The following is a 19,076-nucleotide window of genomic DNA, read 5'->3' as shown; positions in this document are numbered from 1 at the left end:
TAGCGCTCAAATGAGCCCCGGATCCATTTAATTTTGTTTTGAGGTCAATGGAAATAGAAAAATCACTATTTGACAATTTGCAGGAGTTTTTTGGCTTTGATACCTTCAAAGGAGATCAAGAAGCCATTATAACGAATATCTTGAATAAGAAAGATACGTTCGTTATTATGCCCACAGGAGGGGGGAAATCTATCTGTTATCAATTGCCGGCGTTGATGAGCGAGGGGACGGCCATTGTTATCTCTCCGCTTATAGCGCTTATGAAGAATCAGGTAGACCAGTTGCGAGCGTTTGGTGGAAATGATAGTATTGCACACTTTTTAAACTCGTCGCTTAATAAAGGAGAGATTACGAAGGTAAAAAAGGATGTGACGGAAGGCAAAACGAAGTTACTCTATGTGGCCCCGGAATCATTGGCTAAAGAAGAAAATACACTCTTTTTAAGGCAAATAAAGGTTTCTTTCGTTGCTGTAGATGAAGCACATTGTATATCGGAATGGGGACACGATTTTCGTCCGGAATATCGAAAAATAAGACAAGTTATTAACGGAATTGGTGATAACATTCCCATTATTGCATTAACGGCTACCGCTACACCGAAGGTACAATCGGATATCCGTAAAAATTTACAGATGAACAACGCGACTTTGTTCAAATCATCCTTCAACCGATCCAATTTATATTACGAGGTCCGTCCTAAAAAGAATGTTGTTAAGGAAATAGTGAAGTTCATCCGAAATAACGCCGGAAAAACGGGTATTATATATTGTCTCAGCCGCAAAAAGGTGGAGGAAATCGCCGAAGTACTTCACATCAATGGAATAAAGGCGTTACCATATCATGCCGGCTTAGATGCGAAAACGAGAGCGGAAACGCAGGATAAGTTTCTAATGGAAGATGTCGAGGTTATCGTGGCGACTATTGCTTTTGGGATGGGGATAGACAAGCCGGATGTTCGTTATGTGATCCATCATGACATACCAAAGTCGATGGAAGGGTATTACCAGGAAACCGGTCGTGCGGGACGTGATGGAGGTGAGGGGATTTGTTTAGCTTTCTATTCTGAAAAGGATATTGAGAAACTAACGAAGTTTATGAAAGATAAACCTGTTTCCGAGAGGGAAATAGGTACACAAATTTTAAAAGAAGTCATCGACTATTCGGAATCGTCTGTATGTCGTCGAAAACAAATTTTACATTATTTCGGAGAACAGTTTGACGAAACGGGCTGCAATAATATGTGTGACAACTGTCGCGCGCCAAAGACGTATTTTGACGCCGAGGAAAATTTGCTGGAGGTATTACGCTTTATAGATAAAGAAGGAGAGAAGTTTGACGATCATCATATTATCAATGTGATGATTGGACAAAACAATCAGCCGGTATCATCTTATAAACATGATTTACATCCGCTGTTCGGAAAAGGCAAAAGCTTAGGTGTAAACTATTGGAAATCATTGATTCGACAAGCGGAATTAAACGATTTTTTAAAGAAGGACATTGACCATTATGGTTTGTTAACGCTTACAGAGCACGGTAGAAGATATATAGCTAATCCCTATGGTATCAGATTTATTCTAAATAGAATAATGGAGAAGGCAGATGAGGACGGGACAGACGAAGTGGCACAGGGTTCAGGAACATTGGATACGGAGTTGTTGAAAATGTTGAGAGATTTAAGAAAGAAAATAGCAAAGCAGAGGTCTTTACCTCCCTTTGTGATATTTCAAGATCCATCACTGGATGAAATGTGCACTCACTATCCTGTTAGTTTGGATGAACTGAAACAAATGCACGGTGTAGGGGCAGGTAAAGCGCTTAAATTTGGAAAACCATTTGTCGAGTTAATTAAACAATATGTGGACGATAATGACATTGACCGCCCATTGGATCTTGTTATTAAGAGCACCGCAAATAAATCGGCATTAAAAGTTTCTATTATACAAAATATAGATCGGAAGATAGGTTTAGAGGATATAGCCTCCTCTAAGGGAATTAGTTATGAGGATTTACTTAAAGAAGTTGAGTCTATTGTTAATTCTGGAACAAAGCTGAATATCGGATATTTTGTGGATGAGATGATTGATAGTGATCGGCAAGAAGAAGTATATGATTACTTCCGAACAGCTGAAGTAGATTCTATCCAAGAAGCGCTAAAGGAACTAGGGGAAGACGACTACACGTATGAGGATATTCAGTTAATGCGAATTAAATTCATGTCTGAATTAGGAAATTAGTAATTTATAATAGATGATTCAACAATATTTACCTGCTATTAAACATCGGGAATCTACCCGTTTTTTTTTAATGGCAGGACCTTGCGCAATTGAAGGAGAAGAAATAGCCTTGCGGATCGCGGAGCGGATTGTAAAGATTACGGATAGATATGGAATTCCGTACATCTTTAAGGGGTCCTATCGAAAAGCTAATCGCTCGCGTTCGGATTCCTTTACAGGAATAGGAGACGAGAAGGCTTTAAAAATATTAGAAAAGGTAGGCAAAACATTTGGTGTTCCGACTGTGACCGATATACATGAACGCCAGGAAGCGGCTATTGCGGCTGCATATGTCGATGTATTACAGATCCCGGCATTTCTGTGTAGACAAACAGAATTGTTGGTAGCTGCTGCTGAGACAGGTAAAGTAATCAACATCAAAAAGGGTCAGTTTCTGTCTGCTGCTTCGATGAAATTTGCCGTAGATAAAGTAAAAGACGCGGGAAATGACAAGGTTTTTTTAACCGATAGAGGAAACACATTCGGATACCAGGATTTAATTGTTGATTTTCGTGGTTTGCCGGAGATGCGTGCGTTTAATGTGCCAACAGTGATGGACTGTACACATTCATTACAACAACCTAATCAACTATCGGGTGTTACGGGAGGGAAACCTGAGCTTATTGAAACAATAGCGAAGGCCGCTATCGCTGTCGGCGCAGACGGACTATTTATAGAAACGCATCCTGATCCTGCGAATGCAAAATCAGATGGAGCAAATATGTTACATCTCGATTTGTTGGAGGGCTTACTCGAAAAATTGGTGCGTATCCGCGAAGCAATTTTATAGAGAATTAGCGATGCGATTAAGCAAGTCGCTAATTCTTTATGATAAACTTATTGTCCCCCTCAACAATAATATTAATTAGATCTTTTTGACGTAGACTTTTTGTTGCAGCATCCCATTTTTTCCCACTTAATCCTGCCGCTTGCTTCACATTTGTCAAGATATTACGTTCTTCTTGAAGTAGTTCCAACAGCAGTTTTTCCTCCTCATTCAGCTCTACAACGACTTCCTTTTTCTCTGGGCGCATCTGAGGGAAAAATAATACTTCCTGGATAGAAGCGTTGTTGGTTAGGAACATGATCAAACGATCCATACCGATGCCAAGTCCCGAAGTAGGCGGCATGCCATATTCCAATGCGCGCAAGAAATCCTGATCGATAAACATCGCTTCATCATCTCCTTTTTCGGAAAGGCGAAGTTGTTCTTCAAAACGTTCGCGTTGATCTATTGGGTCATTCAATTCGGAATAAGCATTGGCAATTTCCTTACCACATACCATGAGCTCAAAGCGTTCAGTCAAAGCTGGGTTATCTCGGTGTTTTTTTGTCAACGGAGACATTTCAATAGGATAATCTGTGATAAATGTGGGCTGGATATAATTTCCTTCGCATTTTTCACCAAAAATCTCATCGATCAGTTTTCCCTTTCCCATTGTATCGTCCACGGCAATGCCCATGCTCTTAGCCGCTTCACGGATTTCCGATTCTGATTTGCCTAAAATATCAAAGTCTGTAAACTCTTTGATGGCGTCGGCCATGGTTACACGTTTGTAGGGAGCTTTGAAGTCGATTTCATGCTCTCCGAAAGTTGCCGTAGTAGTTCCATTGACAGCCAGCGCACAATGCTCAAGCAGGCGTTCCGTAAAGCTCATCATCCAGTTATAATCCTTGTAAGCTACGTATATCTCCATGACGGTGAATTCTGGATTATGTGTTCTATCCATACCCTCGTTACGGAAATTTTTTGAGAATTCATACACCCCGTCAAAGCCGCCAACAATAAGTCGCTTAAGATATAACTCGTTTGCGATACGCAAATATAAAGGGATGTCAAGCGCATTATGATGCGTCATAAAAGGACGAGCCGCAGCACCTCCAGGAATGGATTGAAGCACTGGTGTCTCTACCTCCATATAGCCCGCATCATTGAAAAACGACCGCATGGCATTAAACAATTTAGTGCGCTTAACGAATCTTTCCCGATTTTGTGGATTAACGATTAAATCCACATACCGCATACGGTACCGTTGCTCCGGATCGGTAAACGCATCGTAGGTTTTACCGTCTGCTTCTTTTACAATAGGTAACGGACGTAAAGATTTTGTCAACACCGTGAGCTTTTCGACATGGATGGAGATTTCCCCCGTTTGGGTTGTGAAAACATAGCCTTCTACACCGACAATATCACCGATATCTAACAGTTTCTTAAACACATTATTATACAATGTCTTATCTTCATCAGGACAAATATCGTCACGCTTGACATAAGCTTGAACGCGTCCGGTAGCATCTTGTAGTTCCATAAACGATGCACTTCCCATGACACGCCGGCTCATCATCCGTCCGGCAAAGCGGATGTTTTTGTAATTTAGTTTGTCTCTTTCGTAGTTTTCCAAAATATCTGCAGCTGAGACATTTACCTTAAATTCATCCGCTGGATAAGGGTTGATACCTAAATTGACAAGGGCCTGGAGGTTTAGTCTACGCTGTTGTTCCTGTTCCGATAATACAGTACTCATATTAATGATTCAAAGTGCTAAATGAGAATGCAAAAATAGGAAAAAAAAGTGGATGTTTAAATAGTTCATAATTGAATGTTGAAGCAAAACATATACGGTTAAAGTCGTATTTAAAAATTATTCTGTTTGTTTTATTTAGAGAAATAGATTATCTTTGCACCTCAAATTGTTGAATATATAATAATCATAAGATAAAAATGAAAAAAGATCTGCATCCATCAAACTACAGATTAGTTGTTTTTAAAGATATGTCTAATGACTATACTTTCTTAACTAAATCATGTGTAGACACAAAAGAAACTATTACTTGGGAAGATGGTAATGAGTATCCGTTGGTGAAATTGGAGATTTCTCACACTTCTCACCCATTCTATACAGGTAAAATGAAATTAGTCGATACAGCAGGACGTATCGACAAATTCCGTAGTCGTTACCAAAAATAATATTCGATATAGGCTTCGGCCAAAAATAACTTTAATCCCGATAGGTTCTCCTTGTCGGGATTTTTTTGTGTAAATTTATCGAATTATGCTATTAGAAGTCGTTTTACATGATCGAGCCCCGTGGCGCGAGCATTTGTTGCCCATGGCTTTCACAAGGCCGGTAGGTGCTTTTCGACTAGGAATATTGACACTTCAGGAGAAATGGCAATTGTTATTGGGTGCTCCGGCCAGCTTCTATACAGCAATGTATCTCCAAGCAAAATTTCCAGGCCCTGTATCTACCGCTACCTATTTGGTAATACGTGGAAATCTTTGCCCATCGACAGATTTGATAAACGCACTTTCCGCATTAGAGGAAGACTGTATATTGGAGAAGGATGGTGACTGGATTGCATATAAGGTTAAGAAATGGTTGTCTCAACCAGAGGGGAGTACCCTAAAAGTGCAGAACTTTGAAGGGGAAGTGCACCGTATCCAATTCTTAGAAGATATTTATCTTCAAAATGTCCGACAAATTTTCTTTGACTATTCTTTGCTTACAAAGAATAGAACCTCGGAAACGCTACATACTTCTAATGTGGTGATAGGAGATAATCTCTTTGTCGGAGCGAATGTGCGGTCGTTTGGTTGTACATTTAATACGTTGGATGGGCCTATCTATATCGACGATGATGCGGTGTTAGAACAAGGTTGTCATCTAAAAGGACCAGTAGCTATCGGTAAAGGGGCTAGAGTAAAGATGGGAGCCTGTTTGTATCCTAATGTCAGTGTTGGGCCGAAAGCTACTGTCGGAGGGGAAGTCAATAATACAGTCATGTGGGATAATAGTGCAAAGGGCCATGATGGGTATCTAGGCTGCGCTGTTATTGGAGAAGGCTGCAATTTGGGGGCTGGAACGAGCAACTCCAATCTTCAAAACAACTGGAACACGATTAAATTGTATGATTATAGGCTAGAGGACTGGCGGAAAACGGGATACCATAAAGTGGGTGCCTTTATGGGAGACTTTGCAATGTGTGGTATCAATTCTTCCATTACGACGGGTGCTGTAATTGGCGTGGGCGCGCAGGTGTCTATGTCAAATATTATTCCGAAGTTTGTGCGAGAGTTTTCTTGGATGACAGATGAAAAACAGGAAACATATGTTTGGGATAAGTTTGAACAGATGTTGCGAGCCCGGTCAGTCGCCAAGAAAGAGCTACTCCCAGAAGTAGACATTCGTATATTACGGGAGATATATCGTTTAACAAGAGAAGCAGAAATTAATACACAAATAAATAACTTAAAGAAGCGATGAGAAAAAACATTGTAGCAGGAAACTGGAAGATGAATTTAGATTACGAAAAAGGTTTAAGCTTATTTTCGGAAATTGTCAACATGGTCAAAGATGAGGTTGTGGGCGATCAGGAGGTTGTTGTATGTAGTCCAGCTATCCATTTACACAGCATTGCAAAATTAGCGGAGCCCGTAAGTAATGTCGCTGTTGGTGCGCAAAACATCCATCAGGCAGAATCCGGAGCTTACACAGGAGAAATATCTGGAGCACAAGTTAAATCTACAGGTGCTAATTATGTTATTCTAGGTCATTCGGAGCGTAGGGCATATTTTGGTGAGACCAACGCTTTATTAGCGCAAAAAGTAGATTCGGCTTTAGCTAATGGTTTAAGGCCTATTTTCTGTATCGGAGAGACGAAAGACGAACGCGAAGGAGGAGAAGTTTTCGACGTAATCAAAACACAACTGGAGAAAGGATTATTTCACCTATCGAGTGAAGAATTTGAAAAAATTGTATTGGCTTACGAACCTGTTTGGGCGATTGGCACAGGATTGACTGCTTCTCCAGAACAAGCACAAGAGGTACACGCTTTTATACGGGACACTGTTGCTAATCATTATACGCAAAAAATCGCAGCGGAAACATCAATTCTATATGGTGGAAGTTGCAATCCTGCAAATGCAAATGAATTGTTTTCACAAAACGATATCGACGGCGGATTGATTGGAGGAGCGTCCTTGAAATCACGTGACTTCTTAGAAATTGTTAAGGTTTTCAATACGAAATAATGAAGTATTCTTCGGTTATGTTTACTTCTTCAACGATGGAAGATTGGCAACGGGATCTGCTTATTGATTCGCTGGGAGCTATTGGTTACGATACCTTTGAAAACATCGGGCAAGGGTTTGTAGCTTACATTCCGACAACCAATCTGGATATACAAGCGTTGGAGACCTTGTTATTACAAGAAACTGAAGGGTTCGACATCCGTTATACTGTCCAGGAGATACAAGATCAAAATTGGAACGCGTTGTGGGAAAGTAACTTTCAGCCGATTACAGTAGATGATATTTGTTACGTTAGAGCCACCTTTCACGAATCGAAGCCTCATATACCATACGAAATTGTTATCGACCCCAAGATGTCATTTGGAACAGGGCATCATCAAACCACATCGATGATGCTCTCTTATATCTTAGAGAATGACTTTAAGGATAAAGAAGTGCTAGATATGGGATGCGGTACGGGTATTCTGGCTATATTGGCGGTTAAACGTGGAGCGAAACAGGTGTTAGCGATAGACTATGACGAAATTTGTGTGAAAAGTGTCGAGGAGAATAAAATCCTGAATAATACAGTGCCTATCGTATCGGAATTAGGATCAGAGGATCGTATCAAGGGAAAAGTATTTGATATTATTCTCGCTAATATCAATCGGAACATCTTAATGGAACAGTTGGACCAATACGGGTTAAGTACGAAGTCTGGTGGAGAATTGTATATTAGCGGTTTCTATGATGGGGAAGATTTGGAAATATTAAGGAAAAAAGCGCAATCTGCAGGGTTTGAGTATCAGCACAAAAAAGTGCAGGATAAATGGTGCGCAGCAAAGTTTGTTAAAAATTTAGGAGCATGCGAGTTCATTTTATAGCCATTGGCGGTGCGGTGATGCATAACTTAGCCATTTCGTTGGCAGAGCAAGGGCACCAGGTGAGTGGGTCTGATGATCAAGTTGTTGAGCCGTCGAAGTCCAGATTGAAAAATGCAGGACTTTTGCCAAAGACGACCGGTTGGTTTCCAGAAAAGATAACAGAGGATATTGACGCTGTAATTTTGGGGATGCATGCGGAAAAGGATAATCCCGAGTTGCTTCGCGCACAAGAGCTGAACATTAAAATCTACTCTTTCCCCGAATTCATCTATGAACAAAGCATGGATAAAACGCGAGTAGTCATTGCGGGAACATATGGTAAGACGACGATCATGAGTATGGTAATGCATGTACTCAAGAGACTCGGACGTGATTTTGACTATCTCGTAGGTGCACAATTAGAGGGATTTGATTCGCTCGTAAAATTAACGGCCCATAGCAAGATTATTTTATTGGAGGGGGACGAGTATTATGCTTCTCCAATAGATGACCGTTCGAAGTTTCACCTTTTTAATCCGAATATCGCATTAATCAGCGGAGTGGAATGGAACGAAAGCAGGGCCAATATGGCGCAGTCAGCATATTTTAACCAATTTGAGAGGTTTATTAAAACCATCGTGCCCAAAGGCACATTGATTTATAATAAGGATAACCAGAATTTGGTGAAGATTGTAGAGGAAACCTCAGGCTGTAACATTAATCGACATGGCTATAAACTGCCCGAGTATTCTATTAATAAAGGTGTCACGTACCTCCATCTAGGGGAGGAACGTATTCCTTTACAAGTATTCGGAAAATTGAACTTATCGAACATTTCGGGGTCATATATCATATGTGAATGGTTAGGTATAAAAAGAGTAGATTTCTATGAAGCGATTAAAGATTTTAAAAGTTCCGTCCGCTACCTGGAATTTGTTGCGAGTGAAAATGACAGTGTGGTATATCAAGACTTTCTTTATTCACCCTATAAGCTTAGAACCAGTATTCATGCGGTTAAAGAACAGTTTCCTGAACAGGGGCTCGTAACTATTATTGAGTTGAACCCATACGATGTTAATAACCGAAGTTTTTTGGATACTTATCGGGAGTCGATGAATGAATCCGACTATGCGGTGGTCGTAGTCAATAAAGATATTATAAAGGAGAAAAATATTTTAATAAGTAATTTGGCGTCCGAAATTCAACGTGTTTTTAATCACAGAAATTTTATGTTTTTAACAGATATCCCTTCTGTCGAAATTTATTTAGATAGTTTTAAGTCATTAGGTTTCAATCTTTTATTTATGGTCTCTCCCAAATATAATAGCATGGATATTGTTAGTTTGGCAGATAAATTCCTTAAAAATTATTAATTATTCTGTAAAACGCGTTCCTTTTACTGTCTTTTTATTACTTTTGGAAGAAATAAAATTGTCCGATAGAATAAAGTATAGCAACTACCTAAAATGAACGCACTAGGAAAGAGAATTCGTCTGTTAAGACATCAAAAAGGATGGAGCCAAGAAGATGTGGCAAAGCGGTTAGACATTTCCATTCCAGCTTTTTCGAAGATTGAAACCGGAATTACCGATGTGAACCTTTCACGATTGAATCAGATTTCTAAGCTATTCGGGATGTCATTAGTTCAGTTATTGTCGACATCCGATTCGGAACAAGAAAGACAAATCCAGGATGAACTTAATGAGTTAAACGATAAACTGCAAGCTCGGGAGACTGAAGTAATTGAATTACAAAAGAAAGTAATCGAACTGTACGAAAAACTTCATAAAAAGTAGAAGAAAATCGAATTCTTAAAGAAGAGCGCATAAACCGACGCTCTTTTTTTGTTTCAAATTTTTCCCAAATTAACACTTGGGGTTTTGCTGATATTACAGTATTTTATTAATATTGTATATATGACCATGCATAAACCATATGTTATAGGTGAAGAAAAAGCTTTGTTGTATGCATTGCGGAAAAGTGATACATCAGCTTTTCAACTAATTTACAACAAATATTATAGTTTATTATATATACATGCCTACAATAAATTAGGGGACAGAGATGCTGCAAAAGATATTGTACATGACCTTTTTGCTAATATATGGCAGAGAAGGGAGTCATTGACAGTGACCGGGAAACTGTCATCTTATTTGTATGCTAGTGTCCGTAATAGAATCTTAGACTATATTTCGAGAGAGCGATCGAAGGCAAGCTATCTGGAATCGTTAACTCATCGGATAGGAAGCCAACCTGACGAAGCAGACTATCACGTGCGAGAAAAAATGCTCGAGGAGCAGATTGAAACTGTACTGCTTCAACTTCCACCTCGGATACGTGAAATTTTCGAATTAAGTCGAAAACAATACCTCAGTCATAAAGAAATTTCACAAAAACTTAATCTTTCGGAGCAGAGCGTGCGCAGCTATATTAAGGATGCACTACGTGCGCTACGCATGAAATTGGGCGCATTTCCTTGGATACTATTTGTCTTGTATTGTAAAATTTTTTAAGGTAAAGCACCCCCCTTGGTTCTTTTCGTCCGTCTTATACTGTAAATAAGGAAAAGTATCATGGCTGACGAACACCATAGAAAAGCACAGGCTTTATTAAGAAGATATCTGAAAGGAAATTGTACGGAAGAGGAAAAGGCTTGGATTGAAGGCTGGTACCTGTCTATTCATAATGACATAGACGAATTAACGGATAAGCAAATACAGGCAGACTTATATGAACTGCAAAATCGGTTAACCAAGATACCGAAACGAAAAACTTCTTTTCATATTTATGCTCGTGCTATCGCAGCTATCTTGTGTGTAATGTTGGCAATTAGTCTTATTCTATGGAATAAAAAAGTAATTGTACAAAATATTTCACGTACGGTTATTTCTACGCAACAAGATGTAATGCCAGGAACAAATCGCGCGACTTTATCTTTTGACAATGAGGAACACATCGAACTAAACGGCGAACAAGGAAGTCTCATTAATAATGGAGACGTCATTACCTATCATGATGGGACGTCTATAAAAGATATAAAGAAAGTCCAGATGGTCACGTTAAGCACTCCTATTGCGGGTCAATATCGAGTAACATTACCAGATGGTAGCAAAGCCTGGCTCAATGCCTTGTCCTCTCTTCGCTACCCTACAGCATTTACTGGTCAAGAACGTCAGGTTGAAATTACTGGGGAAGTATATCTGGAAGTTGTCCACGACAGCAAGAAACCGTTCGTTGTTCACACCAACAAGCAACGTATTGTAGTGTTGGGAACAAGTTTTAATATAAATGCTTATGCTGACAACGGGCAAACCTTGACGACGTTAACCGAAGGGCGAATACGTGTACATCATGACAAATTTGGCAATCAAATCGAACTGAAACCGGGCCAGCAGGCGGTAGTATCTGATAAAAAAGCAATAACAATTAAAAAAGTAGATACAGAAGAGATTTCGTCATGGAAAGATGGTTTATATATCGTGAATGATGAACCATTAAAATACTATGCACGAAAGATTGAACGCTGGTATGATGTCGAGGTAGATATGGCCCCTTACGGCGAGAGAAGATTATCTGCCATTATCCCTCGAAATGCTAAATTATCTGAAGTGTTGGAGGCTATTGAATTAAAAACAGGAGCTAAATTTATGATAAAAGAAAGGAGGGTATCGGCAAGAAAATAAGAAATAAAAGCGATTATCCGTAGAAACTATCGAGATGCTCGTAACACCTCAATAGTTAAGATATGCCGGATAACTTTAGAATAGTGTTAGCTAACAAAGTTATATACCAACAATACAAACTTACTGATTATTTGATTCGGAAGCAATTTATTGATTGTACCCAGCCAGTTATCATTAAGGGCGTATTGTTCATTAGACAGAAATGAACAAGATCAAACATCAAAATCAAATAAAATATTTGTTGCCGTCATTTGTTTATTTACCTATGAAATTGACCGTAGTTATATTTTTCGCTTCTATGATGCTATCTTTTGCGCATGCACATGGGCAGCGAGTCAATCTCCATTATCAAAAGGTACAATTGAAAAAAGTGCTAGTAGATATTAGTAAGCAATCAGGTTATACTTTTATCTATGACGAAAAGGATTTAAGGTCAACCTATCCTGTTTCTATCGTCATTGAAAACGGTACTATACAAGAGACTTTAGATATTCTGTTTGAAGGACAACCATTAGCGTACGAAATTAAGAGAAAATCTATCGCCATAACACGTGTTTCGGAGACAATATCTGCACGTTCTGAGAAAAACGTAAGCAAACAACAACATACAATTCAGGGAAGGGTAACCGATGAGAATGGGGAACCTCTTGTAGGGGTAACAATAGCATTGAAAGGGGCAAGTATAGCCACTAGTACAGGTATGGATGGTGCTTATACCCTCGTGGTTTCCGTACAGCAAGGTGTTTTAGTATTCGATTACATGGGCTTTGCTACGCAGGAGATTTCTATCGAAGGGAAAAGCGAAATCAACATCGTGCTAAAAGAACAACCCAGTGATTTGGATGAGGTCGTCGTTGTAGGATATGGCACGCAGCGTAAAAGCGATTTAACGGGTGCAGTAGCATCTGTTGAAGAAAAAGATTTCAACAAAGGACCACTGATATCAGCTGATCAGCTTATTCAAGGTAAAGTTTCTGGGGTGCAGATGCTCAATAATAGTGGACAGCCTGGCGGTGCTAGCACAGTCCGTATTCGAGGGAATTCGGCCGTTACCGGTTCTGGACAACCTCTTTATGTGGTTGATGGCGTCGCCCTGGACGGACGTACATCTCGGCCTAATCAGAGTGGGGGGATCGGGACGAGCCCTGCGGGTAATCCGTTAAGCTTTATAAATCCTACAGATATTGCGTCTATTCAAGTCTTAAAAGACGCCTCGGCCACAGCTATTTACGGATCCAGAGCAGCCTACGGTGTTGTATTGATCACAACTAAACGTGGCCAGGAAGGCGCGGTGAAAGTAGACGTGAGCTCTTCAGGAGGTGTAGCCAATATTATGCGAAACATTGATATTTTGAACGGAAATCAATATAGAGATGCATTGAATAAATATGGATTTACAACAGGTGATTACGGTGACGATGTAGATGCATTAGGAACGATTTTGCGGACCGCTTATAATCAAAACCATAACCTCTCGTTAAGTGGAGGAAATGCCGATAATAAATATCGGGCATCTTTTGGTTACCAAGACCAGCAGGGGATTGTTCAAAAGACAAGTTTTAAACGCTATAGCGGGGCATTCAATGGAAATTTCAAGATGTTGGAAAGTAAAAAATTGGGTTTGGATGTCAATTTATTAGCCAGTCAAAATAGGGAAAACATTGCTCCTGTAGTAACTGATGCAGGCGCTAATGGTAGCTTAATTGGACAGGCTTTAGCCTGGAATCCTACACGTCCATTGCGAAACGCAGACGGTAGCTTAGCTATTGAACAAGGTAATATTATCAATCCTCTGGCCATGTTAGAAGCTTATGATGATCGAGCGAATGTTACGAACATCTTGACGAGTTTATCACCTTTCTATAAATTTAATGATTGGTTGGAATACAGGATGTTATTGAGTGTCAACTACAGTAAAGGAGAACGTCGATCCTCTACCCGCAGTTTTATTAATATTCAAAGTATTCAGGCCGATCCTGAAAACGATTTTGCAGGTGGTTACGCTAGCGTGGCGAACAATGAACTCATTACGAAGCAGCTGACTCACACATTATCGTTTAATAAAAAGATTACCACTGATTTGAACCTCAATGCTGTGATCGGGTATGAATACATGGATTTCATGAATAGAGGAACAGACATGAACGCTCGGGGCTTTGGTGATATTCCAGTAGATTATACAGATATCATGCAGGCTACCGCTCCTGGTAACAGAAATATCAATTCGTTTCACGACCCCACGACGCAATTACAATCCTACTTTGGTCGGGCTACATTCAATTTCAAAGAACGATATTTATTGACTGCGACCGTTCGGGTAGATGGATCAACGAAATTCGGAGAAAATAATCGATATGGGACCTTCCCTTCGTTTGCTACAGCATGGAATGTTAAAAATGAAGGCTTTATGGCCCACACTGATTGGTTAAGTGAACTAAAATTGCGAGCAGGTTGGGGGAAGACCGGCAATCAGGAATTTCCGTCTGGTTCTTCCCAGCGTAGATATTCCATCGGATTTGGGGGAGGAGAACAGACAAGACCCATTAACAATAATGAGAATACGGATTTACGGTGGCAGTCGGATGAACAGATTAACATAGGTGCCGATTTCGGTTTTTTTAATCGGCGGCTCAGTGGAACGCTGGATTTCTTCCATAAAAAGACAACAGACCTGCTTTTTCCGCAAACACCGCAGTATCCCGCATCACCTGACGCCTCTATCACTTGGATAAATCTGCCCGGAGAAGTTATTAACAAAGGGATTGAGTTGAATCTGAATGGTATAATCATTGAAAACGATAATGTTAGTTGGGATTTAGGCGGAAATGTGACGTTTGTCAAAAATAGCGTACAAAACTTAGGTGAAAGCGAAATTATCCGAACCGGTAGCCTCAGTGGACAAGGGCTGAGCGACGTCACGGTGCAGGTCGTGCAGAATGGCTATCCATTGTTTGCTTTTGTAACGAGGGAGTATCTAGGGCTGGATGAGGAGGGCTTTTCAAGATTTACCGATGAGGGATTTGTATTTCACCACGTCGGAAATCCGAACCCGAGAGTTTTATTAGGTGTCAGTACGGGTATTGACTATAAGCGCTTCTCCTTTAGTGCCAATTTCAACGGGGTGATAGGGCAGGACATCTACAATAACACAGCAAATGCCGTATTACCTATCTCCAATCTAGGATCCCGAAATATTGCTGGAGAATTGATGAGCCAAGGAAATCTGGAGTCACCCGCAAACCCTATTGCCGCTTCCTCACGATATATTGAAAATGGTAGCTACTTAAAGTTAGCGAATGCAACATTGAATTATCGAATAGGAGATGTTGGCGCTTCGATCAAAAATCTAGGTGTATTTTTGAATGGACAGAACATATTTGTCATTACTAAATATAAAGGATTTGATCCAGAAGTAAACGTCAATAAATCCGTAAACAGCGTTCCGTCGGCCGGTATAGATAATGTTACGTATCCTACGGCTCGCACATTCAATATTGGTGTCAACTTTTCATTGTAAAAATAAAGGAAGTATTATGAGCAATAAATATATAAAAATCCTTTTGGTTATCCTCGTAGCAGCAACCTTTACAGGATGTACAAAATTAGAAGAAAATCTTCATGGACAGGTAGGATCTGGGGATGTAGGAAGTGATGATGTACCAGCTTTATTGAATGCGACGTACATTGCTATGCGTAATCCTTATTTCGGACCATATGGATGGTGGGCGCTGCAGGAGTTTCCGACGGATGAAGCCATCGTGCCTACAAGAGGGGGAGACTGGGATGATAATGGTGCCTGGCGCGCGCTTCACTTACACCGATGGGAGTCAGATCACACACGGATTCATAGTGTATTTAAAGATGTTCTAGGTGTGAGCTATGCGGCTACGGATATTTTACAATATAACCCTACTCCTCTTCAGGAAGCACAGGCTAGATTTTTGAGAGCCTTCGCCGAGTTTTCTATTCTAGATGGTTGGGGACAGGTACCATATCGCGAGCCGGGAGAAAATGTCACAGAAAATCCTAAAGTACGGAATGCGGAAGAACAAATTAGTTATCTCATTTCGGAAATTACGGCAGTCATCAGTGACCTGCCCACGACTCGTATTGATCGTGCATCTCCAGATGCAGCAAAAGTATTATTAATGAAAATATTCTTAAATAAGGGGGTCTTTCTAAACCGTGCATCGCCAACTTTTTCTGACGAAGATATGCGGGAGGTTATCCGTCTAGCTGATGAAATTATTAATAGTGGAAAGTATGAGTTGATAGATGATTATTTTTTGAATTTTGCCCCCGACAATGGGCAATCGAAAACAGAAAATATATTTACAGGAGAGAATATAGGGGGAGAAAGTTCGGCAACGGGGATGACAAATATGTGGGTCGCAACGCTTCATTACAATCAAAATCCGAGAGGGAATAATGGATTCTGCACATTATCTGACTTCTACGATAAATTTGAAGAAAGTGATGTGCGACGAGGGGGGGAATACCCTAGCATGACGGATATAAGTGGAGTTCGGGTCGGTTTTTTAGTAGGTCAGCAAGTGAACCAGAATGGGGAAAATTTAACAGACCGCCGAGGTAATCTCTTGGCGTTTACACCGGAAGTGAATATTATCGAACGTGACCAAAATCATCTCGAAGTCGCTGGTATACGCGTCATTAAATATCCTATTGACTATGCGAATGGTTCTACTAGTTTATTAAATAACGACTGGGTATTTTATCGTTATTCAGATGTTTTGTTGATGAAAGCAGAAGCACTTTTGCGTATCGGAGAAGAAGGAGAAGCGTTGCAGCTTGTAAATGAGGTTCGAATAAAAAGAGGAGCAAGTAACTTATCTGAATTAAACGAACAACAGCTATTGGACGAACTTGGACGCGAGTTTTTTTGGGAAGGACATCGAAGAACAGATTTGATTAGGTTCGGAAGGTTTTTAGAAGCTTGGCAGGAAAAACCTATTTCTGATGCTAGAAACCTTCTTTTCCCCATTCCGTTAAATCAATTGGGTAACCCCAATTATACACAAAACGCAGGATATTGAGAATATCAAAATTACAACGTTAGTGCAAGGAAAAAGCAGGGTTCACAACACCCTGCTTTTTAAATTTTTTACGAATTTCACGTGGTCATGCATTAAAAATCATCGTCGTCATCGTCAAAATCATCGAACTCTCCGATTGAATCAATTTCATCTAATTCGAAATCGTCATCATAGACATCATCTGCATCATCCTCCGGACCGTTAAAATTAATAATTTCTTCAGCCAAAACCTCTTTTTCTGCCGCTACCATCATAGTTTTGTCGTGTTAATAAATGATAAATCTACTGTTTGTTACCAACGGTAAAAATAATCAAGAATCTTCTAACTTGAAATTTTTTTTGTTTTTTTATGACTTGTCAACCAGGAAGTTAAATGCTTGTTCGCTACGTTGTAGCTTCGCCTATGCTATTGTCTTCTGTGATAATGTCTTTTAGTTGCGGTAAATCTTTGACTGACCTGATGCCGAAGTGCTGCATAAACTGACCACTAGTAGCATATAATAGCGGTTTGCCAATACTTTCTGCTTTTCCTACAATCTCAATGAGATTCTTTTCTAACAGTCGCTGAATAGAATAATCACAATTCACCCCTCGGATCTGCTCCACTTCCAATTTGGTAATAGGTTGCCGATAGGCGATTATAGACAATGTTTCTAAAGCAGCTTGGCTTAATTTCTTTTTATCCTTATGTGCTTGAAGTTGGTTGATGGCTTCATGGTACTTTTCTTTAGTCAAAAACTGATAATGTTTATCGAAAACCTTGAGGCTAAATATTTGATCTTCATCGGCATATTTTTCTGCTATTTTCTTTAACAGATCTAATACCTCCTGTTTGTTTATGTCAATGGCTAAAGCCTCTTTGAGTATCTGTTTGATTTCGTTGGCGTTAATACCCTCTTCAGATGCAAATATAATCGCCTCTATATTTAATAAGATATCTTTCACTGGAATAATGTTTTTAATGACAATCTATGCAGATTTCCCGACGACATATTTTAATAGTTAATGACCTGCTCTTCCATCTGTGGTAACGCTCTGAATTCGTATTTTTGGGTGCGTAATTGTGGCTGGAAACCCGCCTCCAGAATAGCTTCCTGTATAGATGTGGAAGTGAATCGATGCGGTGCGCCAGCAGCAGAAACCACATTTTCCTCTATCATAATGGAACCGAAGTCATTTGCGCCTGCATGTAAACAAAGCTGAGCTGTTTTCTTTCCCACAGTGAGCCAAGAGGCCTGGATATTCTTAATATTAGGTAGCATAATGCGGCTCAATGCAATCATCCGGATATATTCCTCGCTGCTTACATTATTGGTTATACCCCGCAGGCGTTTTAATAAGGTGCCGTCGTCTTGGAAAGGCCAAGGTATAAAGGCTATAAATCCATAAGCGTCGGCCGGTTTTTCGTGTTGTACTTCACGAATCCACACCAAATGTTCAAAACGTTCTTCTAGGGTCTCGATATGACCAAACATCATCGTAGCAGATGTCGGGAGATTGATTTGGTGGGCAGCACGCATCACATCCAGCCATTCCTGGCCGCCACATTTGCCTTTCGAAATTAGTCTCCGTACCCGATCGTTTAGTATTTCAGCTCCTGCACCTGGAAGAGAATCCAATCCAGATTGTTTTAATGCGCGAAGTACTTCGATATGAGATAGTCCTTCTAGTTTCGCGATATGGGCGACCTCGGGAGGACCAAGGGAATGTAGTTTAAGGGTAGGGTAGAGCTCCTTAAGCTGCTTGAATAACTTTGTGTAAAACTCGAGACCCAAATCAGGATGATGTCCACCTTGCAAAAGCAGTTGGTCACCACCGTACCGAAATGTTTCTTCAATTTTCTGTTTATACGTTTCGATATCCGTGATATAGCTTTCTTCATGGCCGGGACGACGAAAGAAATTACAAAATTTGCAGTTTGCAATACAAACATTCGTAGTGTTGACATTACGGTCAATCTGCCAAGTAACTCTGCCATGAGGAACTTGTATTTCTCGCAACGTATTGGCAACATAGGTCAAATCTGCCGTTGCCGCATTTTGGTAGAGATAGATACCTTCTTCCTTGGATAGAAACTCAAAATTAAGCGCACGCTTAAGTAAACTGTCTACATTCATCATTAACAAAGATACGTATGATTTTTATTTTTTTAATGATAGCTTTATACAGGGAAGAAACTATTGTCCAAA

Annotated in this window: 16 protein-coding genes; 12 read left to right on the top strand and 4 right to left on the bottom strand. The window is 40.1% G+C overall.

Annotation, left to right across the window (positions count from 1 at the left end; all coding sequences use genetic code 11):
• Positions 1–47: 47 nt before the first annotated feature.
• On the top strand, positions 48–2,237 hold the full coding sequence (recQ, locus tag C5749_RS04900; protein WP_105723526.1) for a DNA helicase RecQ: 2,190 nt from the start codon (positions 48–50) through the stop codon (positions 2,235–2,237).
• Positions 2,238–2,250: 13 nt separating this feature from the next.
• Positions 2,251–3,066: a 3-deoxy-8-phosphooctulonate synthase gene (gene kdsA, locus C5749_RS04895; protein WP_105723524.1), complete on the top strand. Its 816-nt coding sequence runs from the start codon at positions 2,251–2,253 to the stop codon at positions 3,064–3,066.
• Between the two features lie 28 nt (positions 3,067–3,094).
• Here kdsA and lysS read toward each other — a convergent pair whose 3' ends face one another.
• Entirely contained in the window at positions 3,095–4,801 is a 1,707-nt protein-coding gene (gene lysS / locus C5749_RS04890; protein ID WP_105723522.1) for a lysine--tRNA ligase, read from the bottom strand.
• A 197-nt stretch (positions 4,802–4,998) separates the two neighbouring features.
• On the opposite strand from lysS, the gene C5749_RS04885 reads away from it, so the two are divergent.
• From C5749_RS04885 to C5749_RS04840, 10 genes are all read left to right on the top strand, one after another.
• Positions 4,999–5,244, top strand: coding sequence for a type B 50S ribosomal protein L31 (locus tag C5749_RS04885; RefSeq protein WP_105716158.1), 246 nt, complete (start codon positions 4,999–5,001; stop codon positions 5,242–5,244).
• An 85-nt stretch (positions 5,245–5,329) separates the two neighbouring features.
• The gene (locus C5749_RS04880; RefSeq protein WP_105723519.1) at positions 5,330–6,541 is read left to right on the top strand and encodes a putative sugar nucleotidyl transferase; all 1,212 of its coding nucleotides are present in this window, start codon (positions 5,330–5,332) and stop codon (positions 6,539–6,541) included.
• Positions 6,538–7,308, top strand: coding sequence for a triose-phosphate isomerase (gene tpiA, locus C5749_RS04875; protein ID WP_105723517.1), 771 nt, complete (start codon positions 6,538–6,540; stop codon positions 7,306–7,308). The genes C5749_RS04880 and tpiA overlap by 4 nt, the downstream gene beginning before the upstream one ends.
• Positions 7,308–8,171 (top strand): 50S ribosomal protein L11 methyltransferase, encoded by an 864-nt coding sequence (gene prmA / locus C5749_RS04870; RefSeq protein WP_105723515.1) that lies wholly within the window; start codon positions 7,308–7,310, stop codon positions 8,169–8,171. The genes tpiA and prmA overlap by 1 nt, the downstream gene beginning before the upstream one ends.
• On the top strand, positions 8,153–9,523 hold the full coding sequence (locus C5749_RS04865) for a Mur ligase domain-containing protein (protein WP_105723513.1): 1,371 nt from the start codon (positions 8,153–8,155) through the stop codon (positions 9,521–9,523). Before prmA ends, C5749_RS04865 begins: the two co-directional genes overlap by 19 nt.
• Before the next feature lie 93 nt (positions 9,524–9,616).
• Positions 9,617–9,946, top strand: a complete 330-nt coding sequence (locus C5749_RS04860; protein ID WP_105723511.1) for a helix-turn-helix domain-containing protein — start codon at positions 9,617–9,619, stop codon at positions 9,944–9,946.
• 126 nt (positions 9,947–10,072) lie between these two features.
• The gene (locus C5749_RS04855; protein WP_181151274.1) at positions 10,073–10,663 is read left to right on the top strand and encodes an RNA polymerase sigma factor; all 591 of its coding nucleotides are present in this window, start codon (positions 10,073–10,075) and stop codon (positions 10,661–10,663) included.
• A 60-nt stretch (positions 10,664–10,723) separates the two neighbouring features.
• Positions 10,724–11,833: a FecR family protein gene (locus C5749_RS04850; RefSeq protein WP_105723507.1), complete on the top strand. Its 1,110-nt coding sequence runs from the start codon at positions 10,724–10,726 to the stop codon at positions 11,831–11,833.
• Between the two features lie 265 nt (positions 11,834–12,098).
• Complete coding sequence (locus C5749_RS04845; RefSeq protein ID WP_245893619.1) at positions 12,099–15,350, top strand: SusC/RagA family TonB-linked outer membrane protein; 3,252 nt, start codon at positions 12,099–12,101, stop codon at positions 15,348–15,350.
• 16 nt (positions 15,351–15,366) lie between these two features.
• Positions 15,367–16,887: a RagB/SusD family nutrient uptake outer membrane protein gene (locus C5749_RS04840; RefSeq protein ID WP_105723505.1), complete on the top strand. Its 1,521-nt coding sequence runs from the start codon at positions 15,367–15,369 to the stop codon at positions 16,885–16,887.
• A gap of 92 nt (positions 16,888–16,979) precedes the next feature.
• On the opposite strand, the gene C5749_RS19590 is transcribed toward C5749_RS04840, so the two are convergent.
• The 3 genes from C5749_RS19590 to mqnC form a co-directional block, all read right to left on the bottom strand.
• On the bottom strand, positions 16,980–17,141 hold the full coding sequence (locus C5749_RS19590) for a hypothetical protein (RefSeq protein ID WP_181151273.1): 162 nt from the start codon (positions 17,139–17,141) through the stop codon (positions 16,980–16,982).
• 130 nt (positions 17,142–17,271) lie between these two features.
• On the bottom strand, positions 17,272–17,832 hold the full coding sequence (gene scpB / locus C5749_RS04835; RefSeq protein ID WP_105723503.1) for an SMC-Scp complex subunit ScpB: 561 nt from the start codon (positions 17,830–17,832) through the stop codon (positions 17,272–17,274).
• Between the two features lie 50 nt (positions 17,833–17,882).
• A complete protein-coding gene (gene mqnC, locus C5749_RS04830; protein WP_105725224.1) occupies positions 17,883–19,004 on the bottom strand; it encodes a cyclic dehypoxanthinyl futalosine synthase in 1,122 nt (373 codons plus the stop codon).
• Positions 19,005–19,076: the final 72 nt, after the last annotated feature.

Source organism: Sphingobacterium gobiense, assembly GCF_002980575.1.
In the GTDB taxonomy this organism is placed as follows: domain Bacteria; phylum Bacteroidota; class Bacteroidia; order Sphingobacteriales; family Sphingobacteriaceae; genus Sphingobacterium; species Sphingobacterium gobiense.
Note: the sequence above shows the minus strand (reverse complement) of the source record. Positions and strands in the feature narration are given on the sequence as shown.

Bases quoted from the DNA above. Each gene is read 5' to 3' on its own strand.
- C5749_RS19590 (WP_181151273.1), bottom strand. From the start codon at position 17,141: ATGATGGTAGCGGCAGAAAAAGAGGTTTTGGCTGAAGAAATTATTAAT.
- lysS (WP_105723522.1), bottom strand. From the start codon at position 4,801: ATGAGTACTGTATTATCGGAACAGGAACAACAGCGTAGACTAAACCTC.
- C5749_RS04845 (WP_245893619.1), top strand. From the start codon at position 12,099: ATGAAATTGACCGTAGTTATATTTTTCGCTTCTATGATGCTATCTTTT.
- mqnC (WP_105725224.1), bottom strand. From the start codon at position 19,004: ATGAATGTAGACAGTTTACTTAAGCGTGCGCTTAATTTTGAGTTTCTA.
- C5749_RS04880 (WP_105723519.1), top strand. From the start codon at position 5,330: ATGCTATTAGAAGTCGTTTTACATGATCGAGCCCCGTGGCGCGAGCAT.
- C5749_RS04865 (WP_105723513.1), top strand. From the start codon at position 8,153: ATGCGAGTTCATTTTATAGCCATTGGCGGTGCGGTGATGCATAACTTA.
- C5749_RS04860 (WP_105723511.1), top strand. From the start codon at position 9,617: ATGAACGCACTAGGAAAGAGAATTCGTCTGTTAAGACATCAAAAAGGA.
- tpiA (WP_105723517.1), top strand. From the start codon at position 6,538: ATGAGAAAAAACATTGTAGCAGGAAACTGGAAGATGAATTTAGATTAC.
- recQ (WP_105723526.1), top strand. From the start codon at position 48: ATGGAAATAGAAAAATCACTATTTGACAATTTGCAGGAGTTTTTTGGC.
- C5749_RS04855 (WP_181151274.1), top strand. From the start codon at position 10,073: ATGCATAAACCATATGTTATAGGTGAAGAAAAAGCTTTGTTGTATGCA.
- C5749_RS04840 (WP_105723505.1), top strand. From the start codon at position 15,367: ATGAGCAATAAATATATAAAAATCCTTTTGGTTATCCTCGTAGCAGCA.
- kdsA (WP_105723524.1), top strand. From the start codon at position 2,251: ATGATTCAACAATATTTACCTGCTATTAAACATCGGGAATCTACCCGT.
- C5749_RS04885 (WP_105716158.1), top strand. From the start codon at position 4,999: ATGAAAAAAGATCTGCATCCATCAAACTACAGATTAGTTGTTTTTAAA.
- C5749_RS04850 (WP_105723507.1), top strand. From the start codon at position 10,724: ATGGCTGACGAACACCATAGAAAAGCACAGGCTTTATTAAGAAGATAT.
- prmA (WP_105723515.1), top strand. From the start codon at position 7,308: ATGAAGTATTCTTCGGTTATGTTTACTTCTTCAACGATGGAAGATTGG.